The sequence below is a fragment of the Rothia sp. HMSC036D11 genome (assembly GCF_001814205.1).
Classification (GTDB): domain Bacteria; phylum Actinomycetota; class Actinomycetes; order Actinomycetales; family Micrococcaceae; genus Rothia; species Rothia dentocariosa.
Map to the genome: position 1 here is coordinate 75,056 of NZ_KV815302.1, position 26,611 is coordinate 101,666.

The window sequence follows — 26,611 nt, forward strand, 5'->3', positions numbered from 1 at the left end:
ATCCATCAGTTTTCTGACTCGCTTTCGTAATCTGCAAGAAGTCGTCAAACTCGTTGACTTATAGGGATGTGAGTTTCACTCATAGCCCGTAGTTTCGGGCTTGCGCTGAGCGAAGTATTCGGTCAAAACCATAAGGTCTGCGCGAGCAATTGAAACTTTAAAGGCGCGGGCGAAAGCATTTTTACGAAAAGCCTGTTGCTGGCAGGATTCACGCATATGCAGCCACGCACCGCGACCGGGCAAGGCGCGGTGCACATCCGGAAGGATGCGCATCCGTTCTCCGTCGCCGCCGAAACGGACGATACGGAGCATATTCCGCGGACTATCGCGGAGGCGACAGCCAATACAGGTACGGAGAGGTTCACTCATTGCTCTCCCCTCTTCCCCATCAAAACTGTCACAGTCGTTTAGGCACACCACTGAGGTGCACGCACCAAACGCACATCTTAAGTGTAGCCCCTCATCTGGGTCACGTCCGTATTCGGTTTCACGAATGCGGAAGACCCTTCAGGGGCTACAGGGTACTCCTACTAGAATACCGGTTACTACTCGTTTTCGTCTAAATCAAGGCTGCGGGCTACTCGCTCAGCCACCTCTTCTTCGGCACGAATCTGAGCATATTTTGATTCCGCCAAGATATCAATACGCCAGCCGGTTAGTTTCGCGGCAAGGCGCGCGTTCTGGCCTTCCCGCCCGATTGCCAACGAAAGCTGCTCATCGGGGACAATCGCACGAGCAGAATATTCGCGGGGGTCCGCAATAATAACTTCGGTCACCTTAGCGGGCGAGAGCGCAGCCGTAATAAACTCCGCAGGATCCGTCGAGTAATCAACAATGTCGATCTTCTCGTCGTTAAGTTCAGCGGCAACAGCACGCACGCGAGCGCCCATATCACCGATGCAGGCACCCTTAGCGTTGATACTGGGGTTCGTTGCGCTTACCGCTATCTTCGAACGATGCCCTGCCTCGCGAGCAATGGAGTTAATCTTGACCGATCCGTCGGCAATCTCTGGAACCTCATGCTCAAACAGGCGAAGCACCAGGTTCGGATGCGACCGCGAGAGCACAATCGAGGGCCCTTTCTGCCCGCGGCGCGCCTCTAAGAGATATGCACGAATACGGGTTCCATGGGGATATTGTTCTCCGGGAACCTGCTCATTCGCGGGGAGTACGGCCTCAATAGTTCCCAAATCGACTTGAACCATGCGGGGGTTATTCCCCTGCTGGATAACGCCAGATGCTAAGGTTCCTTCTCGGTCTTTAAATTCACCGAGTACGGATGCATCTTCGGCATCGCGCAGACGCTGCGATAAAACCTGACGCACCGTCGCCGCAGCAATGCGCCCAAAGTTATTGGGCGTATCATCGAACTCATCGATTTTCTGGTTGTCGTCGTCAAGTTCCGGCGCAAGAATAGCGAAGTCGCCGGTGGTTCGATCGATGACGGCTCGGGAGCCTTTAATGGCGCCGGGCTGCTTCATATAGGCAAGCACCAGAGCATTTTCAACCAGCGAGAACAGTTCCTCCAAAACGAGACCTCGTTGCTTTGCAAGTGCATGCAGAACGCCTAAGTCGATCGTCATATTGTTGTCCACGCTCTTCAGCCTTTCCCTGTAGCACGGCGCCGGGACGCTTTTTCTGCGCCCCGGCTCCCGAACGGTTTGCTTTATGTTTGTTGAGTGTGAAAAAACAAACAGAAAGCCTATTTTGTACCTATTCTACAGTCTCTTGAGTAGAATTGAAATCAATTTCAACATTAGCGTGCCCAATATTTTCCCAGGGCACAATCATAGCGTCATGGTACGTCTGCTTCTGCCCTTTCTTAGTCTGTTTCTTACGCCGGAGCACAGGGCCTTCGTCCGTAATCTCGTCAAGACGAGCCACGTATTCCGTGCCGTCTGTCTGTGTCACCGCCACAAGTCGGGTGCGAGCACGTTTCCAATGACGGCGCTCGGTGAGTTCTCGGGTAGCTCCAGGAGAGGAAACTTCCAACATGTAGGGGAAGAACTCATCATGCTCATCAGCTTTATCCAGAGCCTGTGAGATAGCCCCCGAGATTTCCGCAAGGCTGTCCAGAGAAAGAGAATCTGTCCGATCTTCCGTATAGTCCACGGTAATTTCTACCGTTCGGTTAGCTGCCGGACCACTGATCTTAATCCTTTCAAGCACTAACGAAAACTCGCTGAGCACAGGTTTGATAGCTTCGTTTACCTCGTCCTCATGTAGAGAGCGTGTCCCAATTTTTGCCGGTGCCGATTTTTCCGACTCTGCGGATTCGAAGAGACGAGTCACACCCCTGGCGGTTCGTGATGCGGCACGGCGGGAGCGAGCATTGGGGGTACCGTCTTTCTTACCGGACCGTTTAGGTTTATACGCCATATCTTCCTTCTCTTCTCGATAATCTTGTCGAGGATGATGAACGCGTCTATGCCTGGGAATAGGACCTAAGACCGGATCTCGGCGAGGATTTCGCGCACCGCATCCGATACAGCAATATCGCGTGCCTCTCCGTTTCGCCGGTCTTTGAGCTCCAAAGTACCGTCTTTGAACCCGCGACCAATCACTAAGATGGTGGGTACGCCCAGAAGCTCGGCATCGCCGAATTTAACGCCCGGGCTGGTTTTCAGACGGTCGTCCAAAAGCACCTGCACCCCGGTGCCTTCAAGTTCGGCGCTCAAGGTTTCTGCGTACTCGTGGGATTGAGCGTCTTTATTCGTGATGACGATGTGCACATCGGCGGGTGCCAAGTTACGCGGCCAGATCAGACCCTTCTCGTCATGATTGCCCTCAGCGATTGCGGCAAGCGCACGGGTTACGCCAATACCGTAAGATCCCATCGTCACGGTCTGGAGTTTACCGTTCTGATCGAGTACTTTCAGGCCCAGTGCCTCGGCGTATTTACGACCAAGCTGGAAGATATGTCCCATCTCAATGCCGCGTGCGGCAATAAGCGGTCCGGAGCCATCCGGTGCTGGGTCGCCTTCGCGTACTTCACACGCTTCCAAAGTACCGTCTGCATTAAAGTCTCGCCCGTAAACGAGATTTGCCACGTGTTTGCCGTGCTCGTTAGCGCCAGTAACCCACGAGGTACCGCGAACCACGCGCGGATCAACGAAAAACGGAATACCGGTAGCAGTTTGACGCTCTTCGGTATTCTCACCCAACATGGGCTGATCGAGAGTAAGACCCGGGCCAATATAGCCCTTGACGAGCTGCGGGAATTTCTTTAGATCTTCCTCAGAAGCTGCCTCAACCTCGACTTCGCCGCCGATACCCATGAGCGCACCAATGTTAACCTCGACGCGTCCCAGATCAACTTCGCGGTCACCGGGTACGCCCACGGCAAAGAGTTTACGCTCCCCAGCGGGGGTAATGACTGCGCCCACAAAACATTTGAGCGTCTGTTCAGCGGTAAGTTCACCACCGGTCACCTGCGGGTGCAGCTCGTTCATCTGGGTTACAAGAGTTTCAATCGTGGGAGATTCGGGGGTATCGAGCACGATAGCTGCGGGCGTATCCGTGAAATCAATGTCTGCAGGCACAACAGTGGTGACTGCCTCCACGTTTGCGGCGTAGCCACCGGCGGAACGCACAAAGGTGTCTTCACCTACAGGGGTCGGATGCAGGAACTCTTCACTGCGTGAACCGCCCATAGCACCCGATTGCGCGGTCACGATGACCGTATCTAATCCCAAGCGGTTAAAAATACGCTGGTAAGCGGCTCGGTGAGCCTCGTAAGCTTCATTCAAGCCTTCGTCGTCCACAGTAAAAGAGTAGGAATCCTTCATGACAAATTCGCGCCCACGCAACAAACCGGCGCGGGGTCGCGCCTCGTCACGGTACTTATTCTGGATCTGGTAAATATACAGCGGCAGATCCTTGTAGGAGGAATAAAGGTCTTTCACCAACAGGGTGAACATTTCTTCATGGGTGGGCGCCAGAAGCATATCGGCTCCCTTGCGGTCCTGCAGGCGGAAGAGATTATCACCGTATTCTTCCCACCGGTTAGTCGCCTCATAGGGTTCTCGCGGCAACAATGCCGGGAAGAGAACTTCTTGGGCTCCAATTGCGTTCATTTCTTCACGCACTATATTTTCTACCTTGCGCAGAACCTTCAAACCCAAGGGCAGCCAGGTATACACGCCAGGAGCGGCACGACGAATATAACCTGCGCGCACTAAAAGCTTATGGCTTGCTACCTCAGCGTCTACAGGATCTTCACGCAGGGTCCTCACGAAGAGGTTGGACAAGCGAAGTACCATGTGTGTTCTCCTTGGATTTGATACTAGACCTTCACCGCATCCCACATTCCTTAACCCGAAAGCGGCGGCGAACGGCGATGAATAATATAACAAGTCTATAGGTTTCCGCGCTCACAGGCGAAGCATAGTTGGTATAAAAACCAACATGTATATTTTCAGACGCTAACAAGTAAAGATAATGGTCGAATATTGCCCAATATCTTCCCACCCGGTGCGCTGATAAAGAGAGAGCGCCCGATCGTTGTAGTTATTAACGTAGAGGCTCAGATGCGGGTGCCTCTCTCGGAAAAGCTCACAGGCCGCAGCAAGAAACGGAGCCGCAAGCCCCAGACCGCGATAGTCGGGGTGCACCCAAACGCCCTGTATCTGCGCAGCATCCAGATGCGATATACCCAGATCAGCTTTGAAGACCACCGCGTCGAGATCGTTAGTGACAATCACGTTTTTGCCTTCAGATACCATCGACCGTACACGGTTTCTGTAGTTGCTGCCGTACCGTGCGATGGGTTCAATACCGACTTCCTCATGGAACATAGCGGCTGCGGCGGGCAGAACATCATCGTAATCTGACAGAACAGTACAGCGCACATATCCTCCAGGACTCTCTGGAACCGACTGTAACGAGGGCAGATAGCCGGGCAGTTCAGGCAGAGAGGCCGAATAGAGTGAGAATAGATTTGTTTCTGGGGGCAGGTACAGTAGCGGCTGTACCGTCCGAACAGAGAAAGGACTCGCGAGGCGTTTCCTCAAGTGCTCCCAGATTGGAAGCACACATTCACTGGGACCAAAAAGAGACTCAATGCTGCCCCGAGAACGGTAAATGAGGTGAGCAAGAACCTCGGCATGTGAGCGCATTCGATCGTCGTCAGGTAACCAGATGGGAACGGTATTGCTGCCCAGCAACAGCGCGCTCAGCAAGATGCCATCTTCGTAAATCCCCACGAATCCGCGATACTGTGCTGGCAGCTTATTCCCCGTCAGGCGTGCTCCGGATGCCGATGCTAGCGGCAGCCCGTAAATATCGTAATGCTCAATAGCGTAGAGGTTCCCCAGCGTATCCGCATAGAGAAGCTCTTCGAGGGCATCTGCATCGCGCCGATCGAGAGCTACCACTTGGGGGGCGGATGAGGAGAAAAACTTTTTGAGCACGCTTTCGATTCTATCTAACGAGAGAGCTATCGCGGTTTTGAATGTGTCACAGCAAAGCGCCCCGCGTCCGTTGAAGGCGAGGCGCTTAGAGATTTCAGACTCGTCGCGTTTATATTCAACGCTACGGACGAGGTACAGCCGTACTATTTGACGGTAACAGCGGGGGCGCCTTCGGGCACGTACTCCCCCGAGGCTTCCATCTCGGCGGCAATACGGGTTGCCTCTTCAAGAAGGGTTTCCACGATCTGATCTTCGGGAACGGTTTTAATGACTTCCCCTTTCACAAAGATCTGTCCCTTACCGTTACCGGACGCCACTCCTAAGTCTGCTTCACGTGCCTCGCCTGGACCGTTCACCACGCATCCCATCACGGCGACGCGAAGCGGAACCTTCATATGCTCCAAGCCCTTGGTCACGTTTTCGGCGAGCTCCCACACATTCACCTGGGCGCGACCGCATGAGGGGCACGAAACAATGTCGAGCTTGCGCGGGCGCAGGTTAAGGGATTCCAGAATCTTAGTTCCTACCTTGACTTCTTCCACCGGAGGGGCCGAAAGCGAAACACGGATTGTATCGCCAATCCCCTGAGAGAGGAGGGTGCCGAATGCTACCGAACTCTTGATGGTTCCCTGGAACGCGGGACCTGCTTCGGTTACGCCTAAGTGCAAAGGCCAATCGCCGCGTGCGGCAAGCTGCCGGTATGCCTCAACCATAACCACCGGATCGTTATGTTTAACGGAAATCTTGAAGTCGCGGAACCCGTGCTCTTCAAAAAGAGAGGCTTCCCATACAGCGGATTCAACCAGCGCCTCCGGGGTGGCGTGGCCATATTTTTCGAGCAGACGTTTATCGAGTGAACCAGCATTCACGCCGATACGGATAGAGGTACCGTGATCTGAAGCCATCTCGGCGATCTCTTTTACCTGGTCATCGAATTTACGAATGTTACCGGGATTCACACGCACCGCGCCGCATCCGGCTTTAATAGCCGCATACACGTACTTGGGCTGAAAGTGAATATCCGCGATCACCGGAATATTAGACTGCTTTGCGATGATGGGTAGTGCCTCAGCGTCTTTATCGGTCGGGCATGCCACGCGCACAATATCGCATCCGGCGGCGGTTAGCTCGGCAATCTGCTGCAGGGTTGAACCGATATCGTGGGTCTTGGTGGTCGTCATAGACTGTACCGAAATGGGAGATTCGGAACCGATACCCACGGTACCTACCTTGAATTGACGGGTCTTGCGGCGAGGCGCAAGAACCGCAGGGGCAGGCTTCGGCATACCAAGGCTAACCGACAAGGCAATCCTCCAAATGTCATAAAAATTGGGGCGCGGGATGCGCCGCTCAGCTTCCTATTGTGCCACCGTCGCGCGCAGAACCACTAATACGGATACCCTAACCGCGAGCAATATCACGATGAGATGAAAAAGCGGTAGTCCCGCTCACAATTCGTTTACGTACACGATCCTCACTAGACGCTATGCGGTACATAGCTTGCTCCGCCATTTAGAACAGCCGCAGGGGTTTAATAAAGTCGGCGGCAATAATCACAATGGACATCAGAATGAAAGCACCCGCTACAACATAGGTAAGCGGCAGAAGCTTGACCGGGTCAAACGGACCGGGATCGGCACGGCGGGTAAGCTTGGCGAAGCCACGTCGAATTGCCTCCCACAGGGCACCAAAAACATGCCCTCCGTCCAGGGGAAGAAGCGGAAGTAGGTTGAAGGCGAAAAGCATCAGGTTCATTCCGGCTATCAGCGAGACTAAGGTCGCAGTTTTTGCTTTCAGATCGATACGGTCTGTCGAGGCCACTTCACCAGCAATCCGGCTTACCCCCACTACGGATACTGGGGAGTTCGCATCGCGTTCCTGATTAGAGAAGAGATTTACTCCCAGCTCCCATACGCGCTGCGGCAGCGACCACATGGAATGTGCAATACGTCCCAGAGTGTCGCCCACATTGGGCATAACATCGCCCAACGAGCCTGGAACCATCTCCGAAGTTGGTGAGATACCGATAAAGCCGCCGGTCATCATCTTGAATGACCCATCGTCGTTACGCACATATTCTCGGGTCTTTTCATCCACGACCGGACGCTCCAAAAGCGCCGGGGTCATGGTGAGCTGCTGTTCAGCACCATCGCGTTCAATGGTGACGGTTACGGTATTATTCCCTGCCTGACGAATGTTAGAAGAAACCTGTTCCCAGGTGCTCGTACGGTTGCCGTTGATAGCAACTATACGGTCATCTTTACGCAGTCCTGCCGCTTTCGCGGGAGACGGTGCCGAAGAGTCAGTACATTCGGAATACGAGATACGGTCTTCGGTGATCGTTGCTTTTGGCACGCAATCGGAAACCGATGCCACTTTATTAGTTGCAGACAGGGTTCCAAAACCGCAGATGAGAATGGCGGTGCATACGATCCCGATGAGCAAATTCATGCTAGGCCCGCCCAGCATGATAATCATGCGTTTATACACGGGAAGTTTATAAAACAGACGATTTTCATCTCCGGGTTTCAGGCGCTCTAAGTCAGCCTCACGGGCCGCATTCGCCAAAGACCCAAAAGGACTAGTAGTTCCGGCGCGAAGAGTTTCGATCTCGGGTTCGTGTTCTTCCTCCACGCCAGTGGTACCCTCGGCGTTCCCCTCTGCGGGATGCTCCATCGCCCGTTTCGCGCGTTCCTCATGCTCGGGCGCAGGCGGATACATGCCGATCATCGAAATATATCCGCCTAAAGGAATGGCTTTAAACCCGTACTCAGTTTCACCGCGGCGGAACGAAAAAATAGTTTTGCCGAAACCAATCATATATTGCGGTACACGCACCTTAAAGAGTTTTGCAGGTACCAGGTGTCCCACCTCATGCAGAGCAATAGACAGTGCAATAGCTATCGCCATAATGATGACGCCTGCGGCGTAGAGCAGAATCTCCACGTTTCTCCTTCGCAACAAAAGGTACGGGTTCTCAAGCGGTTTCCCGCGAAGTTTCTAGGGTACTCCCCTAAGCTGTGAAATTATAGGGTACGTGGCGCTCAGGTTATGCGCCGCCTAGGAAAAACCTTCGTGATGGTTATGACGGCGTCTTCGTGGCGTAGAGCTCACGAGCGTATGCGCGTGCCCAAGCTTCGGCGTTCAGAACAGCCTCTAAGCTCATGTCGGCTTCTGCCGTAACCTCGCTACTGGCGGCGTGCGCCTCCAAAACACGCGCCACGGAATCCACAATATCGGTAAACCGAATTTTACCGGCGTGGAAAGCGCTAACCGCTTCCTCATTAGCGGCGTTAAAAACGGTGGGAAAGGTTCCGCCCCGCTTGCCCGCCTCTTTAATCATCTGCACAGCAGGGAAAGCCGTCGAATCAAGCGGCTCAAAAGTCCATGTTTGCGCCTGAGTCCAATCACAGGGAGCCGCTACCTGCGGAATGCGGTGCGGCCACGTCAGTCCCAGAGCAATGGGCAGAAGCATGGTCGGCGGGGACGCCTGGGCGATAGTCGCGCCGTCTACGAACTGAACCATCGAATGCACAATCGACTGCGGGTGTACCGCAACATCAATGCGGTCAAGATCAACCCCAAAAAGATGGTGTGCCTCTAATACCTCAAGGGCCTTATTCACCATAGTTGCCGAATTGGTTGTGACCACCAGCCCCATATCCCAGGTAGGATGCGCCAGCGCCTGCCGTGGGGTAACGTCATGAAGCATGTCACGGGTATATCCTCGAAAAGGTCCACCTGAGGCCGTGAGAATCAGCCGGTCTATCTCGGCGTCGGTGCCGCTGGCTAACGCTTGGGCAAGAGCCGAATGTTCCGAATCCACGGGAACCATCGGGGCTTCTAACGGTGAGGCATCAACGGCAGCACGCACAAGCGGTCCACCCGCGATCAGAGATTCTTTATTTGCAAGGGCAACCCGGTGTCCCGTTTTGAGGGCGGTCAGTGTGGGTTCTAAACCGATGGATCCGGTAATACCGTTGAGCACCACATCCGCCGGATGCGCCGCCGCCTCAACGCTGGCACGTTCTCCCCAGACGATGCGCGGACTGTACCCACTAATGCCCACACTGCGGGCGGCCGCATCAAGGTATTCTTGCAACCGTTGTGCATCCTGCGCCGTGCCGCTGGTGGCAACAAGCTCGGCACGTACCCGAACCGCCTGCTGTGCTAATAATTCGAGGGAGCGTGAACCGGCGCCGAGAGCTACAACCTTCAGCGGTGCATCCTCAGCATCGACGGTGGTGCCCGCAAGACGCGCAAGATGCTCTATAACCTGTACTGCTTGGGTGCCAATAGACCCGGTGGAACCGAGTAAAGTAACCCTTCGAGCATCGCAAAGTCCATGTTTAAGAGCATCAGTGAGGGTTTCGCGGAAGCCCCCAACCCGAGTAGAGGAACCAAACTTCATGTTTACTAGTATCGCATGCTGCCAGCACGGCCTCAGAAGGTCCTGCGGCTACCAGCAACGTCTTAGGTCAGATCTTGGATAAGCTCGATACAGCGATCCATAAAGGCATCAACCTGGGTTTCTTCATAGCTCACCGAGCCGGTCGCAGACCTAAAGACAGCGTTACGAATAACGGATGTATCAAGCGGTTCTTCGCTATTGAGTTGAGCATAGATATGATGGCATACCTTATCAACATCACCCACAAAATACCCGGCGTGCTTGCGTTTAGAGGGGCGGCGGAAGCGTTCACCATCCGGCCGCTCTAGTCGCTGTGCCAGAAGCTCACCCGCGTCTACGAGGGACAGCTCCCAATTGCTTAAACCGTACTGTTCGATATAACGGCTGCGTTCCAGCTTGGCAAAACGTTCTTCTATACGCTCTAGAGCGCGATCGACGTCCCCTACCGCATAGCCGCCGGGCTCGGTACGAAAAACAACCTGGCGAATAAGCCGCGACGTGTAGATATTAGCGTGCTGCTGTACGGCGCCGCTTAGCTGTTCGTAATCCTCGGCTAGTCGAGCAAAGAGACGATCGACCTCGGTTCGTTTATAACCAGGTTCGAGTTCTGCCGCACGGCCGAAGCCGTTATCTGTACGACTAGTATTCGTTGCCAAGGATTCTCCTTATCATCAGGCAGGGCACACGACGTGAGTGGCTCGTGTGCGTACCCTACGCATAAAGTTTTCGCTATCTTGTGTTCCACTCTAGAGAGGAAGCACAAAGGTAAAAATCAAACACCCAACCGCGGCCGCAAAAAGTACCGAGTCCAGACGATCCATCATGCCGCCGTGCCCAGGCAGGATATTTGACATATCCTTGATGCCTATTCGACGTTTAAAAACAGATTCTACAAGATCACCCGCCGTAGAGGCGATGACCATGACTGCAGCGAGTGATATTCCCCAGTACCATTTCTGCCCCAAAATACTTAGCGCAATACACGCTACCACGGCAGACCCAAGATAGGAACCAGCAAAGCCCTCCCAGCTCTTCTTTGGAGAAATGGTAGGTGCTATAGGATGTTTACCCCATATAACACCGGCAATATACCCGAAAGTATCGTTGCTGACTGCCATGAGAAGGATCATCAGGATGCCTGCCCAACCGCGCTCGGTGCTAAAGTACACCATCGAAATTCCGAGGGTCAAGGGTACCCATCCCAAAATTAGAATGAGACCCCTCAAAACTTTATACCGTGAGGCTGTACGTTTCCTGGGTACCACCAAGGTGACACAAGCAAGTACTAAGGCGACAGCAACGCAGGAGATCCCCAAACCAGTGAATCCCCAAATATACGCTGAGACTGTGGGGATCGGAGCCAGCACCGTCACCAGGGTCAGGGGTAAATTGTAGTCGCGTTTTTTGTTGAGTGCGGAGGCAAGCTCCCAGCTTCCCAGCCCGGTAGAGATCGCGCAGAGAAGCACAAGAAACGGAGGAAAGAAAAGCCCTGTAGTCAGCACCGCGCCGAATGCTACGCCTACGCCGATAGCGGCGGGTAAGTTGCGCCCCGCTCGGGATGCTGTTTTCCCTGGGGCGGGGGCTGTTTCGCTCTTCTTATCCCCCGTATCTTCTCGTGTGTTCATCTCTGAGCCTTAAACCTCAAGCAGCTCAGATTCCTTGTGCTTGTAGAGCTCATCGATAGTATCTACATGTTTCTTAGTGAGGGCATCAAGCTCTTTTTCGGCACGGGCACCGTCGTCCTCACCGATCTCGCCGTCTTTCACAAGCTTATCAATGACGGTTTTAGCATGGCGGCGCACATTACGTACCGAAACGCGAGCTTCCTCGGCTTTGTGGTTGACCAATTTTATGTATTCTTTACGACGCTCAGAGGTCATCTCGGGCATAACCACGCGGATAGCGGCACCGTCGTTGCTGGGGTTTACACCCAAGTCAGAGTCACGCACTGCTTTTTCGATAGCAGCTAAAGCGCTCACATCAAATGGAACAATCTTAACCGTACGGGCATCTTCAACGTTGAACGACACCAGCTGCTGCAATGGAGTCGACGCGCCGTAGTAGTCTGCGGTAATAGAGCTAAAAATCGCAGGGTTCACACGTCCGGTGCGGACCTTGGCGAATTCTGTTTTGATAGCTTCAATGGTCTTATCCATCTTCTCGCCGGCTTCGGCAAGGGTTTCTTCGATCACGACGGAATCTCCTTTATAGGGGAAGTCGGCTCATGCCGATTTTGGTAGCTACGGCTACGGGAAACACCAAACGGTGCAAACCGCGACCTAGTTATAGTTTAGTCGCCCGAGACTATCTCGGGCGACTTCTCACCGTTTTTTCCTTATGGCTAAGCCGTTGAACGACTTCTAATGCAAGGAGTATAACGGCATAACGTTTCTTTAGCGGGTTACAAGAGTACCCATCTTCTCCCCCAGAATAGCGCGGGTTACGTTACCTTCACCCTGCATGCCGAAGACGCGCATCGTCACGTTATTATCGCGACATAGGGAGAATGCGGTCTGATCCAACACGCGAATATTGCGTTGCATAGCTTCATCGTAGGTGAGGTTGTACAGGCGCTCAGCCTGAGGGTCTTTATTCGGGTCGGCGGTGTAGATGCCGTCCACACCATTTTTTGCTACCAGAACTTCGTCAGCGTGAATTTCCAAGGCTCGCTGGGCAGCTACGGTATCGGTCGAAAAATAGGGCAGACCGGCACCGGCGCCGAAAATAACCACACGGTCTTTCTGCATATGGCGAATAGCGCGGCGAGGAATGTAGGTTTCTGCAACCTGCGGCATAGTAATAGCAGACTGTACGCGGGTATCAATACCTTCTTGCTCCAAGAAATCCTGAAGAGCCAGAGAGTTCATCACGGTGCCGAGCATGCCCATATAGTCTGCGCGGGAACGATCCATACCTGCCTGTGAAAGCTCGGCGCCACGGAAGAAGTTACCGCCGCCAATCACGATGGAGGTCTCTACCTTACCCACAGTTGCTGCAATCTGCTGTGCAATATTACGCACAACCCCGGTCGAAATACCAACTTCTCCCCCGCCGAAAACTTCGCCTGAGAGCTTGAGTAGAACACGGCGACGACCGGTGTCGTCTCGATGGATTGGGTGCGTGTGCGAGTCGGTCATAAATACCCTCCAACGGATAAAACTTATGCTGATAACGGGGTGAACACTCAATAGTCCTTATCAAGGATACGCTACGGAAACACTGTCTTGTGGTACACCCTTCGATATTTTTCTCTCTCATTCGACATGCCAGAAGGCGTAGAGATTGAGAGACTAAATGCTCCGGGCATATAAAACCCTATAAAACCTCAGGTCAACACTGTATCTGCAAGATAATCTATACAGAAAATAGGTTCTGGAACTTTCTTTGCGCTAGGTGCGCAACCTGCACAATATTTATACAAAAAAGTCGGATGCTCACCCTTCACAGGGCAAGCATCCGACTTTAGCATATAGCCTCAGATAAAGGCTGTCTGCTTGAGGAAAGCTCCTAGAAACTAGGCACCAACGCGGAAACGTGCGAAACCGGTAGCGGTTGCGCCAGCCTCAGAGAGAGCCTGTGCCACAGACTTCTTGGTGTCTTTTGCGAAGTCCTGGTCAAGCAGGGTGTTCTCTTTGAAAAAGCCCTTGAGACGACCCTCAACGATCTTATCCAGAATCTTCTCGGGCTTGCCCTCAGCAATTGCGGTCTCACGTGCAACACGCTTCTCAGCTTCAACCTGGTCAGCCGGGATAGACTCAGAGTCCAGGTACTTGGGGCTCATCGCTGCGATGTGGACTGCTACGTCGTGCGCAATTTCATCAACGTTATTGCCGGAAACAGCAAGCAGAACACCAACCTGTGCGGGCAGGTCCTTAGAGGTCTTGTGCAGGTAAACTGCCACGTTCTCGCCTTCAACACGTGCTACGCGGCGCACCACGACCTTCTCACCCAGCAGGGCGGCAGCATCGGTGGTGAGCTCTTCAACGGTCTTACCCTCGAAGGATGCGGCCTGCAGCTCTTCCAGAGTGGATGCGTTAGCCGCGATAGCAGCCTCCAGCACGTTACGCCCGAAGGTAATGAAGGGTTCGGACTTAGCCACGAAGTCGGTTTCAGAATTGACCTCAACCATGTAACCAACGCCGTTTTCTACGCGAGCTGCAACCAAACCTTCAGCGGTTGCACGACCTTCACGCTTGGTGACGCCCTTCAGACCCTTCACACGGATAATCTCCATTGCCTTCTGCTGGTCGCCGTTAGCCTCATCGAGAGCTTTCTTGACGTCGAGCATACCTGCGCCGGTCTTCTCACGCAGTGCCTTGATGTCTGCTGCAGTGTAGTTCGCCATGTGAACTCCTCTTTTTCCTTAATTTAAGATGTAGGCGTGATAACGCCCATGAGCTATGAGCGGACGGCACCTTACCCGCCACAGGGTAGGTACCGTCCGTACTGCTTTTCCCATCGTGGAAAAGCTAAAGCCTACTTAGCTTCAGCCGCCTGAGCTGCCTCGTGCTGCTCTAGCAGTTCGCGCTCCCACGCAGCCATAGGCTCTTCAGCAGCCTCTGCCTTACCGGTCTTCTTAGCATTACGCTCAATGAGACCTGCAGCAACAGCGTCTGCCACCACACGGGTGAGCAGGTTGACGGAACGGATCGCATCGTCGTTACCAGGGATGGGGAATGCAACTTCGTCAGGGTCACAGTTGGTGTCAAGAATAGCTACCACGGGGATGCCCAGCTTCTGAGCCTCGTTAACCGCCAGGTGCTCCTTCTTGGTATCAACAACCCATACGAGGGAGGGAACCTTGCTCAGGTTACGGATACCGCCCAGGGTCTTTTCGAGCTTCTCAAACTCGCGGCGCATCAAGAGCAGCTCCTTCTTGGTGTAACGAGAACCTGCGACATCGTCAAAGTCGATCTGCTCAAGTTCCTTCATACGCTCAATGCTCTTAGCGATGGTGGAGAAGTTGGTGAGCATACCACCAAGCCAGCGGTGGTTAACGTAAGGCATATTCACGCGGGTAGCCTGCTCAGCAATAACTTCCTGTGCCTGCTTCTTGGTACCCACAAACAGAATGTTGCCGCCGTGTGCAACGGTGGATTTAACAGCCTCAAAAGCCTTATCGATGAATTCGAGGGACTGCTGCAGGTCGATGATGTAAATGCCGTTGCGTTCGGTGAGGATGAAACGCTTCATCTTGGGGTTCCAACGGCGGGTCTGGTGACCGAAGTGAACGCCGGAATCCAGCATCTCACGCATAGTTACGACGGGCATGTCGTCTCCTTTATATCAGGGTGCCGCGCTGACCTCCCATCTCGGGCTAGCCACACGCGCGCATAGTAGTTATCGGTTTATCCTAGTGGCGATTAGACATTCGGGTTGCCCCGTGTCTCAAGCCCTGACCGCTTGTTCTAAGCGGACCGAAGGTCTTTTATCACCTGGTATTTAGGTTCCAGGTGCTCACGCCACGCGTCGTCAGCGAGCCTTTCCGTTACCAGGCTAGGCACACTGCAATAAAAAATTGTACCTGATATTTGGGTCTTAAGTCTTTAGTACCATGAGCTTTTCGTCCGTATAAACGTGGTTTTTGTAAAAATTGTTGCTACCACCTCACTTGAATCCGTAGAATCACGAGTCTTCATATTTTGGAGGTTTGTGAAAAACGCTGAACTGTCTCACCTGTTTTTCACGAAAACGCTAAATACCGTCTGTGGATATCGAATAAAAATGTCCCGAAAGGGTAAGTTTTCCACAGTACAGCCTCGTACATATCTTTATGCGTCTTCGACTGTGGTGTGCTCGAAGAATGATATGTGATTGGTTAGGTGCGTGGATGCACCGCGCGGGTCTGGCGGCACAGGCACGTATTTTTACGATGTCCAGACGACACTTTGTATCTGCGCTGCGGCGTACTCCCCTGTTTCTTCTAGCATGCTGGCGCTCAGGGCATCCTATAAAAGTCCGGGTGCCTTCTCCAATATTCTTGCGGGTTTTAACGATCCAGATCATAGTCCTTACCGTGGCATTATCTTTAGGCTTCGGGCCATACGTCAGCGGTATAAAGTACCGACACGGTCCCCTACAGATCATGCACACTTCTGCGCGTTCATGGATTTCACCTATATCTGGAAAACCTCATGTCATTCATGCCTTTATCAAGCCCAGTCAGCGGTGGTCGGCAGGGCATCGCGGAGTCGATCTTGAGGCAACAGAAAAGGACCAAGTGCGCGCTCCAGCGCCTGGAACCATAGTTTTCTCGGGAACTGTCGTCGATCGACAGGTAGTAGTCATTGAGCATCCGAACGGGTATAGGTCGAGTTTCGAGCCTGTCACCGATCCTCTGCCAGTCGATACTCACGTTCAGGCGGGGCAAGTTATCGCTCGGGTGGATGCGCATCCCACAAAACCTCGGTGCTCTACCACATGCCTTTACTGGAGCGTTCGGCGCGGCGGCGACCACAAGAACGGAAGCGGCAAAAACGCAGAATATATTAACCCTATGCTTCTGTTGGGACCAGCAGAACCGACTATACTACTTCCCGTTGACGAGAGTTTCAAAGCCTGAAATATTACCTATATGTCGTGAGCCCCGCATCGTGTACGATGCGGGGCTCACTGTGTGCCTGACCAACCGGTCTCTGCTTTGCTATACGTTATGGCACGGCACTACTGCAAAAAGTCCTGATCACTATCACCCGAAACGGGTTTCTGCTGTGACTTTGCAGCGTGCTTCGGGGCCTGTTGGGCGGGCAGCGGGATAGTACCGTCCGTTTCAGCCGCATAGGAGCTTCCGGACGAGAACGCAACGGTCGGCGAATCGTCGCCGTAATTGAGAACATCCGAGTCTGAAGCTGTGTAGGCTGCTGTCGGCTGCACCGCTTGCTGTGCAGCTCGGCGTTCGCGTGCCTTCTGGCTTGCGCGACGAATGCGCTTGCGGAAGATGAAGAGCACCAACAGAATCAGCAGAAGCAGACCGAGCAAAATAGCATCCACCACAAAGTCCGTCATGGTAAACCCATGCGCTGGAATGGTGAGGGATGAGGTATTGACATAACCCTCCGAGCTATTAACCGTAACGTTACGCCCGTCGCCAGAGAGATGTGAATCTTGGCGACCAAACATAGAGTTGCTTCCCTGCAGAGCATCGGTTTTAACCGAGCTCATGATGGGGAGTTCAAACTTGAAATCGTAGTTTTTGGGCTGTAGCTGGCCAAAACGCTCCTGCAGGTTAAACTTGGGCGAAACCGTATAGTCTGCTCCGAAGAGATTAACCCCGCCAGGATGATGAATCGTCATTTCAGAACCGGGTAGGTAAGCACCAATACGGGTATTGAATTCCGCAGAATCTTTGCCTCGTATCTTTGCTGAATATATCGTATTATCGCCGTCAGTACGTTCCTCAAATGTCGCTTGAGCCTCATCAGACCCTTGAACGAAAGACTTAAGGGCATCCCCAGCCTGCGCGACATCAGAACTCTTAAAGGCAAGTTCAAACTTCGCTTCAACAGAACCGTCCATACCCAGCGCAGAAGTCACGTTTAGGCTTTCAGGCTGAATCGTGCGCGAATTCTTTAGGTTGACTTTTATTACCCTATCCGACGCGGATGCGCTTGAGCTTGAGCTATTCGACGAGCCGTAGTCCTGGTCAAAATTTTTACCGTCGTCAGAGAAGCTAAACTTCACCCCGTAGTTGGTTCCCGGTGAACACACACGGCTGCAATCAACTGAACCTGTTATATGCTCAATGATCTTCGCCCCAGAAGAATCAGTTTTAACTTCTTGGGAACTTTCTAACGCGGTCTCTTGAGTACCCAGAATTTTCTGAAGTTTAGCATTGAGATCCTCGAAAGAATCGGCAGTAAATTTTAAGTTGCGACCGCTTTCATCTTTACCAGATTGCGTGGACGGTAAGCTCCGGTAAGACTTTTTGGCGATTTCTTCGTCAATACCTTTGGTAAGCTCAGCTCCCTCAGGTTTCACCGAGTTAAGATAAGTGTCTACAGCACTTACCCGGTCAGGTACCATGATCTCTTTTGCGAGAAAGACAATCTTGGCGTTATATTTACCGTCCTTCTTATCGACCGCAATCACAACTTCATCAAACCCATTATCTTTGAGGTCTTTAGCTTGAACCTCGTTGGAGGACTCTGTTGTTTTAATTTCGCGACCTTCAAAGGTAACGCTGTTTTTCCCGCTGGACTGCAGGACGTTGTCTTTGCGTTTTGCTTCGACCAAGCCGTCTGTTACAAGTGCTTCGGGAAGCCACTTGATAAGGTCCTGCGAGGTGAAGTTTTCGGAAACTTCAACGCCCTGAACCAAGCCGTCTTTGCTGTTGCTAATCAGAATCTGAGGTTCTTTGTCAAAACTCGAAGCTCTCAAAATAGCGGAGACTTTAGTGCGGTATTCATCTACGCTATTAAAATTCACTTTGAAGGTGGCCTGAGCGTTATCGCCTTCGGTTCGAATGCCCTCGTAATCAAGTTCTTGAGGTTTGTGTTTCTTAATCGAAGCATCAAGAGCGTTAACGTCACCCTTGAGGTAATCTTTATTATCTTTCAAGCTGAAAGACACTGTAATGGTGCGGGAGCCCTTCTCGGAATTTTCAAGCCCGAGATTTGTCTCAACTTTTGCACCACAGGCAGACATAATGAGCGCTAGAACCGCCAGAAAGACGGCAAGGAACCCAAGTCTTCCTTGCCGTCTTGACGAGCGCTGCTGTAGTAGCTGGCTCATCTTACAATGCTCCTAGAGGCTTGATGCCAAGGGGTTAGGCATCATCTGGAACGCAATGTTGTATACAATGAGGGCCACAAGAACCCATGCAGTTGTAAGAAGAGCGTGCATTAACACAGGAGATTTCTCAAAACGACCCAGGCGATTCAGCCCCAGGTAGATAAGAGACTCACCGATCACAATCGAGAACGCAAAGATTGCTACCAGAAGATATATCGTCAGGGTGGGGTTCTCTGCAAAGTTCTTCCCATTTGTACCCATCGTGAGAAGAACAAAGAGGTAGAGCAGAAGATAGGAGCCAACCAAAGGAAGAGCCGCAACACCTGCCGCGCTCATGCAGTCGTTGAAACTCGACTGAACTTTTCCGATACGAGCGGTCAGCATGAGCTGCAAGCCGCGCAGAACGTGAATCGCAAAAATTGCGACAAAGAAAATCAGGAAAATCATGACGGTCTGCCCGAAGTTTCCTCCCTGAGAGGAGCTCCCCCGGCTACCGTAGAATGATCCGCGGAACATGTAGAAAAGCCCAAGAAGACCGCTGACCAGCTGCGTAATGACCAAAGAGCCTGCGAAGGACTGTGCTGCTACAGCGATAATCCATCCCCAAGGTTGGCTGTCCTGCAGTCTTTTATGTGCGTCGCCCGGCTGGCTCTTAAAGACATCAAGGAAGCTGCCCCAAACATTCTTGAGAGCTTCAGCAAAAGGGTTTGGCGCTGCCGGTGCTGCTGGCTGGGCGAAACCAGCATGTGGGTCTCCCTGAGGCTGTGCAGGGTTTTGCGGGTTAAACCCGTTCGGCTGGGGAATCTGCTGGTTCGGAGCACCCGGAACCGGGTTTCCAAACTGATTAGGATCCTGCTGGTATTGTCCGCCCTGCTCCTGGGGAGGTACAGACTGGTGCATATTAGGGTTCCCATACGGTTGAGCGGGGTTGGGATTCTGGTACCCGTCATTGCCATAGCCTTGAGGATGTTGTGGCTGACCTTGACCGGACTGCGGAATATTCTCACTCATCATCTGATCCTTATCTCGGATTTTCCTATGCAACAAGCCGATATACACTCGGGACGTTGCTTCAAGAAACCAGATAAGTCTGAAGATCTCATGGCTAAGCCTTATTCCAGGAAGAAGGCGCTGGAGCAACAGTACTCCGTGTGTTTATCAGCGATGTCTCGCGTGTGCATGCGAGGTTACTTTTTACCCTACCTTAAATCTCGCCTTTACTCACGATAATTCGTCATATCTTCAGAAAATAAGGTATTTATTCTTCTTCTAATTTCTTCACGCGACGAGTCACCACGATGGGGATAGAGATCAGCACCACGATGAGCATGGATGCTACGACAATCCCAGCAATCATAATTGGCCTGTAGTTGCGGGGAGCCTTCTGCATATGAATTTCCATTGTGGCGGTGTTAATACCCTTGGCGCGCACATGAATTGCCCCATCGGACTGATCTACAACAGTATTAGCAGGAGGATTTACAACTGCCATACCGTCCGGCGCCACCACAATATATTCACTGTCGCCACTGAATCTATCGGTGACTTTAGCATCCGCAACGAGCTTGGCACGCAACGTCAGCTGATCGTTCTCACCCTTCTCAAGACTTACCTCGCTGCCGGGCATATAGTTGTTGAGCAAACGTTGGAAATCTTGAACTTTGATATTGCTGATCCGGGTAGTAAAGGTACGCCCTATACCCTGCTCATTACGCTCCATATTATGTTCACCGGTCTTTGTATTGGAGGCACCAAAGATCTCATTAATACTCCGGCTAAAAAGCATTGCGTCGAGCGGGCTAAAGGTATATTGGAAGCTCGCACTCAAAGAAGACTCGGAGCTGATGTAGAAAGTGCTTGAAAATTTCTCAGGAACCACTCGGCGGCTCATCGTATAGCTAACAACCGAAGATGTACCAGAATCGTATTTTGCTGCCTCGTTGACGCTGTACAGAGCTTCGTCGCCGCTCTTACCCCAGGATGCGGGCGCCGCCACAAGCCCCAATGGCGGGGATGACATGCTCGCATCACAAATACCGGCACAATCAATATGCACATTCGCGGTTGATAAAAGCTCTTGATTTTCTCCTGTGGACTCACTGAAAGAGATGGAATTATTCTTGGTTCCGAGAAGCTGTTCGAGGTCTCTATTAACCTGGTCGATACTATTCGCAGTAAATGTTACGTGCCGACCCTGCGCTTCTTTCGGGATAAGAGCATCTTTACCCACAAAATACGGCTGATACGAATGAATATCGGACTCTACCTTTTGGTTATCAACTTTGACGGCCTCCAGATAGGTATCTAGGTCTTGAAGCTCGCTTTGCCCAATCTCACCTTTAAAATCTCCGAGAAGCAAGTGCCCCTCAAAGGTACCGTCTTCCTTGAGCTGAAGCACAAAAATAAGATTGCGAACATGGGGCGAAGGAACATCCTGCTGATCTGCGCGAGCCACTGTCAGGAAGGCCGAGCCGTGATCGTATGTAGGCCCCGGCGCAAGAACGGGTGCCGCCACGCCAAGAACAGAGGCGAGGGTAAACGCGGTGGCAAAACGCAGAAAGCGGCGCTCATATAAACCGTGTAGCGCTCTCATGCAGGATTTATCGGTGGTCATTATTCCTCTTTTGAGTGAGCCGGAGTCTCTAGCAGGGGTTCCGAGAGAAAATGGTGCTTTTAAAAAGTAGCTGGCAAACACTTTATCTCTCAAATGTTCGTATCTAATGTAGCGTGTTTATGCTCTCTGTTCTAACTCGCGTAACTCGAACCCCGATATAAAGCGAAAAGACCCCGCTCGGCGACATGTAATAAATGAGTCATACCGAGCGGGGTCTGTAGGGAGTGTGGGACTTGAACCCACGACCAAAGGATTATGAGTCCTCTGCTCTAACCGGCTGAGCTAACTCCCCCTAGAGGCTTAGCGCGTAAGCCACGTCTCTAGAGTACCTGAGGGGTACAGTTTTGGCGAATCTTAGACACACCTTATTTTTCAGAACGTTGGGCAAGAAAACGCTCATAGGGGGCATCCGATACATATAATTCCTCAAAAATGCGCCAGGTATTCTCCGCACTATGGAATTCCACAATACGGCGGCTCTCACGCCCCATCTGCTCGCGTTCAGCGGCAGGTAGACGAAGAATTGCTGTAAGTTTATCCGCCAAATCCTGCGGATTATTAGGCTCAAAGAGGTATCCGTTAACGCCTTCTTCCACGAGATGTGGAAGCGCTAGGGCGTTTGCCAAGACTACGGGAGTGGACGCGCTCATAGCCTCCAAGGAGACAAGCGACTGCAGCTCTGCGGTCCCAGGCTGACAGAAAATATCCGCCCTCTGGTAAACACCCGGCAGTTCTTCGTCCGGAACAAACCCACGGAACGTTACTCGGTTTTCAACACCGCATTCGCGTGCCTTCTGTTCGAGGGTTTCACGAAGCTCGCCGCCTCCAGCGATATCAAGGCGAACGTGGTCAAGGTCTTCGGGGAGAAGAGAGAGCGCCTCAATAAGCACATCCACGTGTTTCTCTTCAGCAAGACGTCCCACGAAGGTTACACGCAGTTCGCCGGGTGCTTTGCCCAAATCTGCGCCCTCAGCAAGCTCGTAGTCGCTGATTTCAATGCCGTTAGAAACGGGCATAACGGGGCGAGTAAATCTTCCAAGATCTCGCATCGCATCGGCGCCGATCTGAGTCGGAGTTGTCACCACCGCCGCATATTTGAAAAGACGGCGCATATCCGCCCAGGTAATATGCGCATACACCTTTTTGATGGGTTCCGGGAATGGCAGGAATGGATCTAAATTTGCGGGCATAAAGTGGTTGGTGGCGATAACTCGAATTCCACGCTTATGTGCCTGCTTCAGTAATGCGCGCCCGATAATGTAGTGGCACTGCACATGAATAACATCCGGCTTAACTTCATCAAGGATACGACCCACCTCGGCGTGGATTTCCCAGGGAATACAGATGCGGTTGGTCTCATGAGTGGGGGGCAGATGCGAACGCAGACGGTGCTCGACGATGCCACCCTCTACGACGGTTCGGTAGCTAGGTCCACGGCTGGGATTTGCGGCAACCACGTGTACTTCGTGCCCGCGTTTGAGCATAGAGGTCGCTAGGCGGTGCCCAAATTGTGCCGCGCCGTTCACATCGGGGGGATAGGTCTCAGCACCGATCAGGATCTTCTTTGCCTGCTGCATCGCCTGTTCTCCTTGGTCTGACTTCTCAGGTGTATGGGGTGTTCTTCATTATTTTATCGGGTGTTATCGCGTTCCTCAGCATAAATAGGCCTTGGAGTTCTCTGAGAGTCGCCTCTACACGCACTCAAAAATGGCCCGCCACCGCGGAGGTGACGGGCCAATATACGGAGTTTGTGGTGCAGGCACTTGCGTTAGCGTCGCACAATCTTTCGGAGGAAGAGTACGACTGCAGAGAGCGATGCGCCCAGAGTTGCGAAGGACTTCCACCGAGCCTTAACAACCTCAGGCTTGGATGCATTGCTGACCATGTTGCGCCCAACGGTAGCCGCGCTGCTGGGCGCGTTCTGCACACCGGTCTTTGCGGAGTCTACGGTTGATTGGGTGAAGGATTGAGCGTTCTGTGCGTACTTCTGCATATCATCACGCAAAGCTGCAAGGTGTGCGCGACGTTCTTTAGTGCGCTGCTGAATCTGCTCAATGGTGAGCGGCTTGGGTTCTTCTTCGCCGCGTGCCTTACGCTCCTCAGCTTCTTGGCGGGCCTTCTCTGCAGCGGCCTCACGCTCTGCCTGCTTGCGCGCTGCACGTTCAGCCTGCTCTTGTTTCAAACGGGAGGCTGTCATTGCGCTGCCTTCACGAAGCACGCCGAGATCGAAGAGAACGCCAAAGATTGCCGATTCGGGAGCAAAGGGCAGCTGGGCTTTAACTTTTTTATATCCGATAAGCCCTAAAATGGCGAGAATAATAAGGAAGACGCCTGCCCAAATCAGCGCCGAGGCCCATAAAGGTACAAGCTGTCCAAGGAGGAAGATAAGCAGACCGATAATAGCGATGACCATGAAGCACGCAAAAACAGCTGCGACGGCGAGGAAGGCTGCACCTTTGCCAAGAGCGACACCTTTGGTCTTAAGTTCGTGCTTTGCAATCTGGACTTCGTCTTTGACCTGGTTAATACCTAGGGTTTTAAGTACCTTAGCGGCATCAAAGAGACCCGCGATACTTGACTTAATCCCTGCAATGCCTGCTCGTATGCCTTGGGGATTAGTGTTTGTGGTCATGCCCACCTCTCCGTGATTGTTCTGTGTGGAGCTTCTGTTTGGCACCCCACGGTTATTATTCTAGCTCTATTCTTACCGCAGGTGTGTTGTTACACAGTCGCCCCAGCGATCACACCGGCCAAACCGTATGATTTTTCTGCTCCCATCGAATCTTCAGAAGGCGGCAGTATACGGTTTTATGGTGCGTAGGGTATCTTTCGCATTCTACCGTGTGCTGTGTAATTTCTCGAAAACTTTTATGCGTATGCATTCATATAGTGTTCGAGACAGAGATGTTTGATGCGCGAGAGGGTTCTTGTGCGAGGGTATTTAAAGACCCCAAGCGTTGAGAAAATATGGAGTGGGTTACTGGCAAAGTCCAGTCACCCTATGAGAAAAGCCTCAGAGTTAAACTCCGAGGCTTTTAAATGCTCCCCCGACTGGACTCGAAATAGACGAAGCCCGATAGGAGGCGCCCCAGCGCCTCTGCAGGGCGAAGTGGGTTACTGGTTCATTCCAGTCACCATACAAAAAAGCCTCGGAGCTTTGCTCTGAGGCTTTTAAATGCTCCCCCGACTGGACTCGAACCAGTAACCCTTCGATTAACAGTCGAATGCTCTGCCAATTGAGCTACGGGGGATTATCCCGTTACGGCGTTTATCCGCAACGAGTAACAACTATACCGGCTGTTTGTTGCCTCCGCAACTTAGGGTATAGTGATGTACCTTACTAGTTTTTTGTGAGTGTTCTGCGGCGCATTTCAAGCTCTAAAAGCTCTCGCTGCACGTGCGCATACTCTTCACTGTCGGAGGCCGAACTGAGTTGCTCCAGGCGCATCATGAGGTCGGATTTCTGTCGGGTGATCTGGTGGATAAAGAGGCTGTTGAGAGTACCCTCAATAAACCTGGGGAGGTGCTCTTCGTGGGCTATGGGCAGCGCCGCTACGCTCAGTTCGGCGATCGCGGGGTGTACCTCGGCGATAGTACCGGAACGCACTACGTTGAGCCACTCAACCCCGGCAGCGGGCGCTACCGTGGAGGCCGCGTGTATGATGCCGCGAGAAATTTCGCGGTGCATACGGTAGCGGAATTCTACGCGGGCGAATTCCTGCCACTGGGATACGCTCATCAAGTGAGGATGCTGCAGGGCGATTTCGAGTGCGGCCTTTTCGAGACGAGCCACGGGGTCGGCAGGGTCGGGGGCGAGTATTGGCTCTCCCCCGGCGGTATTTGCCACGCTAGTATCGCTGTGAGTGGGCGACATAGTATTTCCGGGGTTCACGGACCCTTCTGGCTGAGACGCAGGGTTTCCAGCAGATGCGTTCCACGGTTGAGCTGAGTAGTTCTGCGGATCCTGCTGACCGTATCCAGATACCTGCTCATACCGGGGCGTTTGGGGCTGCTGAGCCACCGGTTCGTAACGTTTTTTCTGCTGCGGATGGCGCTGGGCGTAGGCGACCGCACGCTGTATTTCCTCAAGTTCCATACCGAGCTGTCCAGAGACTTTACGCATATAGGCCGGGCGCAGGTCACGGTCCCTGATCCCGGCGATAATGGGCGCGATGGCGCGCATCGCCAACACACGCCCCTCTAGGGTTGTCAGGTCGAAGCGTTTGAGGGTTGTATCGATGACAAATTCGAAGAGCGGACGGCGAGAGGCGATAAGGGATCGTACCGCCGCATCGCCCCTGTGCAGGCGAAGGTCGCACGGGTCCATACCTTCTTGGGCGACCGCCACGTATGTTTGTGCCACAAAACGCTGATCCTCTTCAAACGCTGCGAGCGCGGCTTTCTGCCCCGCGGCATCGCCATCGAAGGTAAAGATAATTTCTCCGCCAGAGCCGTCATCGGTGATCATGCGGCGTACCACTTTGATGTGCCCCGCACCGAAGGCGGTGCCGCAGGTTGCTACGGCGGTTTTGATGCCTGCCAGATGTGCCGCCATAACATCGGTATAGCCTTCGACGATGACGACCTGTTTGGTTTTGGTCATCTCACGTTTGGCGAGGTCGATGCCGTAGAGCACTTGCGATTTTTTGTATAGCGGCGTTTCGGGGGTGTTGAGGTATTTGGGGCCTTGGTCGTCGTCGAAGAGACGGCGTGCTCCGAATCCGATGGTTTCGCCCGCTACGGTGCGGATGGGCCAGATGATGCGCCCACGAAAACGGTCGTAGAGGCCGCGGTTTCCTTCAGAGAACATACCGGTAGCGCGCAGTTCCTCGTCGGTAAATCCTTGGGAACGCAGATGTTTGAGCAGATTGTCCCAGCCGCGGGGGGCGTATCCGACCCCGAAGGTTTTGGTGGCGGCTGGGTCGAACCCGCGAGCGCCAAGAAAGCGTTGTGCTTCCCCTGCGTTCGCTGAGTAGAGGCTGCGTTCAAAGAACTCTGCGGCGATTTTGTGGGCGTCGAGAAGTCGGCGGCGCAGGCTTGCTTCGTACCTGTCTCGCGGGTTTCCGCCTTCATAGTGCAGGGTGTAGCCGATACGCGCCGCTAAGCGTTCAACGGTTTCGGTAAACCCGGTGTGTTCCATCGCCATGACGAAGGAGTAGACGTCACCGGATTCGCCACATCCGAAGCAGTGGTAGGTGCCCATTTGCGGGCGCACATTGAAGGAGGGCGTGCGTTCGTCGTGGAACGGGCACAGCCCTTTGTACGCGCCGATACCTGCACCTTTGAGGGTTACGTATCCCTCAACGATTTCGCGGATATCGGTACGGGCGCGTACTTCATCAATGTCTTCTTTGCGGATTAGTCCAGCCATCGTCTCATTTCTGCTGCACCGTGCTGTAATAGCAGTTTTAGAAGGTATTTCATGCCCGTCTATCACGGGATTTC

At 52.9% G+C, this 26,611-nt stretch carries 21 protein-coding genes and 2 tRNA genes; 1 reads left to right on the forward strand and 22 read right to left on the reverse strand.

The genetic code is table 11. From position 1 onward, the window contains the following. Positions 1-75: 75 nt before the first annotated feature. The 14 genes from HMPREF2958_RS06790 to rpsB all read right to left on the reverse strand — a co-directional run bounded on the left by HMPREF2958_RS06790 (position 76) and on the right by rpsB (position 15,093). Positions 76-369 carry a YlxR family protein gene (locus tag HMPREF2958_RS06790; RefSeq protein WP_083313718.1) on the reverse strand — a complete coding sequence of 98 codons (294 nt, stop codon included), beginning with the start codon at positions 367-369 and terminating at the stop codon, positions 76-78. A 176-nt stretch (positions 370-545) separates the two neighbouring features. Further along, positions 546-1,583 carry a transcription termination factor NusA gene (gene nusA, locus HMPREF2958_RS06795; RefSeq protein ID WP_004006237.1) on the reverse strand — a complete coding sequence of 346 codons (1,038 nt, stop codon included), beginning with the start codon at positions 1,581-1,583 and terminating at the stop codon, positions 546-548. Between the two features lie 130 nt (positions 1,584-1,713). Then, positions 1,714-2,379 (reverse strand): ribosome maturation factor RimP, encoded by a 666-nt coding sequence (gene rimP, locus HMPREF2958_RS06800; protein ID WP_070697472.1) that lies wholly within the window; start codon positions 2,377-2,379, stop codon positions 1,714-1,716. 65 nt (positions 2,380-2,444) lie between these two features. Continuing rightward, positions 2,445-4,262 carry a proline--tRNA ligase gene (locus HMPREF2958_RS06805; protein ID WP_070697473.1) on the reverse strand — a complete coding sequence of 606 codons (1,818 nt, stop codon included), beginning with the start codon at positions 4,260-4,262 and terminating at the stop codon, positions 2,445-2,447. A 162-nt stretch (positions 4,263-4,424) separates the two neighbouring features. Then, complete coding sequence (locus tag HMPREF2958_RS06810; protein WP_070697474.1) at positions 4,425-5,411, reverse strand: GNAT family N-acetyltransferase; 987 nt, start codon at positions 5,409-5,411, stop codon at positions 4,425-4,427. 143 nt (positions 5,412-5,554) lie between these two features. After that, positions 5,555-6,697, reverse strand: coding sequence for a flavodoxin-dependent (E)-4-hydroxy-3-methylbut-2-enyl-diphosphate synthase (gene ispG, locus HMPREF2958_RS06815; RefSeq protein WP_080974366.1), 1,143 nt, complete (start codon positions 6,695-6,697; stop codon positions 5,555-5,557). Between the two features lie 226 nt (positions 6,698-6,923). Further along, positions 6,924-8,357 carry a M50 family metallopeptidase gene (locus tag HMPREF2958_RS06820; protein WP_070697475.1) on the reverse strand — a complete coding sequence of 478 codons (1,434 nt, stop codon included), beginning with the start codon at positions 8,355-8,357 and terminating at the stop codon, positions 6,924-6,926. A gap of 136 nt (positions 8,358-8,493) precedes the next feature. Then, a complete protein-coding gene (dxr, locus tag HMPREF2958_RS06825; protein ID WP_070697476.1) occupies positions 8,494-9,822 on the reverse strand; it encodes a 1-deoxy-D-xylulose-5-phosphate reductoisomerase in 1,329 nt (442 codons plus the stop codon). Positions 9,823-9,884: 62 nt separating this feature from the next. Continuing rightward, positions 9,885-10,478, reverse strand: coding sequence for a DivIVA domain-containing protein (locus HMPREF2958_RS06830; RefSeq protein WP_004006230.1), 594 nt, complete (start codon positions 10,476-10,478; stop codon positions 9,885-9,887). A gap of 90 nt (positions 10,479-10,568) precedes the next feature. Beyond that, the gene (locus tag HMPREF2958_RS06835) at positions 10,569-11,447 is read right to left on the reverse strand and encodes a phosphatidate cytidylyltransferase (RefSeq protein WP_070697477.1); all 879 of its coding nucleotides are present in this window, start codon (positions 11,445-11,447) and stop codon (positions 10,569-10,571) included. Positions 11,448-11,456: 9 nt separating this feature from the next. Beyond that, positions 11,457-12,014: a ribosome recycling factor gene (gene frr, locus HMPREF2958_RS06840; RefSeq protein ID WP_070697478.1), complete on the reverse strand. Its 558-nt coding sequence runs from the start codon at positions 12,012-12,014 to the stop codon at positions 11,457-11,459. Between the two features lie 201 nt (positions 12,015-12,215). Further along, positions 12,216-12,959, reverse strand: coding sequence for a UMP kinase (gene pyrH, locus HMPREF2958_RS06845; protein ID WP_004006227.1), 744 nt, complete (start codon positions 12,957-12,959; stop codon positions 12,216-12,218). A gap of 377 nt (positions 12,960-13,336) precedes the next feature. Continuing rightward, a complete protein-coding gene (gene tsf / locus HMPREF2958_RS06850) occupies positions 13,337-14,167 on the reverse strand; it encodes a translation elongation factor Ts (RefSeq protein WP_004006226.1) in 831 nt (276 codons plus the stop codon). Between the two features lie 131 nt (positions 14,168-14,298). Then, positions 14,299-15,093, reverse strand: a complete 795-nt coding sequence (rpsB, locus tag HMPREF2958_RS06855) for a 30S ribosomal protein S2 (protein WP_004006225.1) — start codon at positions 15,091-15,093, stop codon at positions 14,299-14,301. Between the two features lie 814 nt (positions 15,094-15,907). Between rpsB and HMPREF2958_RS11160 the strand changes: the two genes are divergently transcribed. Further along, on the forward strand, positions 15,908-16,384 hold the full coding sequence (locus HMPREF2958_RS11160) for a M23 family metallopeptidase (protein WP_246828069.1): 477 nt from the start codon (positions 15,908-15,910) through the stop codon (positions 16,382-16,384). Positions 16,385-16,485: 101 nt separating this feature from the next. Here HMPREF2958_RS11160 and HMPREF2958_RS06860 read toward each other — a convergent pair whose 3' ends face one another. From HMPREF2958_RS06860 to dnaG, 8 genes are all read right to left on the reverse strand, one after another. Next, positions 16,486-18,552 (reverse strand): hypothetical protein, encoded by a 2,067-nt coding sequence (locus tag HMPREF2958_RS06860; RefSeq protein WP_070697479.1) that lies wholly within the window; start codon positions 18,550-18,552, stop codon positions 16,486-16,488. Between the two features lie 12 nt (positions 18,553-18,564). Continuing rightward, positions 18,565-19,563 carry a Yip1 family protein gene (locus HMPREF2958_RS06865; RefSeq protein ID WP_239652986.1) on the reverse strand — a complete coding sequence of 333 codons (999 nt, stop codon included), beginning with the start codon at positions 19,561-19,563 and terminating at the stop codon, positions 18,565-18,567. Positions 19,564-19,810: 247 nt separating this feature from the next. Beyond that, the gene (locus HMPREF2958_RS06870) at positions 19,811-21,166 is read right to left on the reverse strand and encodes a hypothetical protein (RefSeq protein WP_070697480.1); all 1,356 of its coding nucleotides are present in this window, start codon (positions 21,164-21,166) and stop codon (positions 19,811-19,813) included. 218 nt (positions 21,167-21,384) lie between these two features. Then, positions 21,385-21,458: transfer RNA gene (locus HMPREF2958_RS06875), tRNA-Ile, on the reverse strand. A gap of 73 nt (positions 21,459-21,531) precedes the next feature. Next, a complete protein-coding gene (locus HMPREF2958_RS06880) occupies positions 21,532-22,743 on the reverse strand; it encodes a glycosyltransferase (RefSeq protein WP_070697481.1) in 1,212 nt (403 codons plus the stop codon). 191 nt (positions 22,744-22,934) lie between these two features. Then, positions 22,935-23,798 carry a phage holin family protein gene (locus HMPREF2958_RS06885; RefSeq protein ID WP_037231903.1) on the reverse strand — a complete coding sequence of 288 codons (864 nt, stop codon included), beginning with the start codon at positions 23,796-23,798 and terminating at the stop codon, positions 22,935-22,937. 546 nt (positions 23,799-24,344) lie between these two features. Further along, positions 24,345-24,417 (reverse strand) — tRNA-Asn (locus HMPREF2958_RS06890). An 89-nt stretch (positions 24,418-24,506) separates the two neighbouring features. Further along, positions 24,507-26,537, reverse strand: coding sequence for a DNA primase (gene dnaG / locus HMPREF2958_RS06895; protein WP_070697482.1), 2,031 nt, complete (start codon positions 26,535-26,537; stop codon positions 24,507-24,509). Positions 26,538-26,611: the final 74 nt, after the last annotated feature.

Excerpts from the sequence above, each read along its gene's own strand:
- HMPREF2958_RS06790 (WP_083313718.1), bottom strand. The coding sequence starts at position 369 with ATGAGTGAACCTCTCCGTACCTGTATTGGCTGTCGCCTCCGCGATAGT.
- nusA (WP_004006237.1), bottom strand. The coding sequence starts at position 1,583 with ATGACGATCGACTTAGGCGTTCTGCATGCACTTGCAAAGCAACGAGGT.
- rimP (WP_070697472.1), bottom strand. The coding sequence starts at position 2,379 with ATGGCGTATAAACCTAAACGGTCCGGTAAGAAAGACGGTACCCCCAAT.
- HMPREF2958_RS06805 (WP_070697473.1), bottom strand. The coding sequence starts at position 4,262 with ATGGTACTTCGCTTGTCCAACCTCTTCGTGAGGACCCTGCGTGAAGAT.
- ispG (WP_080974366.1), bottom strand. The coding sequence starts at position 6,697 with ATGCCGAAGCCTGCCCCTGCGGTTCTTGCGCCTCGCCGCAAGACCCGT.
- dxr (WP_070697476.1), bottom strand. The coding sequence starts at position 9,822 with ATGAAGTTTGGTTCCTCTACTCGGGTTGGGGGCTTCCGCGAAACCCTC.
- HMPREF2958_RS06835 (WP_070697477.1), bottom strand. The coding sequence starts at position 11,447 with ATGAACACACGAGAAGATACGGGGGATAAGAAGAGCGAAACAGCCCCC.
- pyrH (WP_004006227.1), bottom strand. The coding sequence starts at position 12,959 with ATGACCGACTCGCACACGCACCCAATCCATCGAGACGACACCGGTCGT.
- tsf (WP_004006226.1), bottom strand. The coding sequence starts at position 14,167 with ATGGCGAACTACACTGCAGCAGACATCAAGGCACTGCGTGAGAAGACC.
- rpsB (WP_004006225.1), bottom strand. The coding sequence starts at position 15,093 with ATGCCCGTCGTAACTATGCGTGAGATGCTGGATTCCGGCGTTCACTTC.
- HMPREF2958_RS11160 (WP_246828069.1), top strand. The coding sequence starts at position 15,908 with ATGCACACTTCTGCGCGTTCATGGATTTCACCTATATCTGGAAAACCT.
- HMPREF2958_RS06860 (WP_070697479.1), bottom strand. The coding sequence starts at position 18,552 with ATGAGCCAGCTACTACAGCAGCGCTCGTCAAGACGGCAAGGAAGACTT.
- HMPREF2958_RS06865 (WP_239652986.1), bottom strand. The coding sequence starts at position 19,563 with ATGAGTGAGAATATTCCGCAGTCCGGTCAAGGTCAGCCACAACATCCT.
- HMPREF2958_RS06870 (WP_070697480.1), bottom strand. The coding sequence starts at position 21,166 with ATGACCACCGATAAATCCTGCATGAGAGCGCTACACGGTTTATATGAG.
- HMPREF2958_RS06880 (WP_070697481.1), bottom strand. The coding sequence starts at position 22,743 with ATGCAGCAGGCAAAGAAGATCCTGATCGGTGCTGAGACCTATCCCCCC.
- HMPREF2958_RS06885 (WP_037231903.1), bottom strand. The coding sequence starts at position 23,798 with ATGACCACAAACACTAATCCCCAAGGCATACGAGCAGGCATTGCAGGG.
- dnaG (WP_070697482.1), bottom strand. The coding sequence starts at position 26,537 with ATGGCTGGACTAATCCGCAAAGAAGACATTGATGAAGTACGCGCCCGT.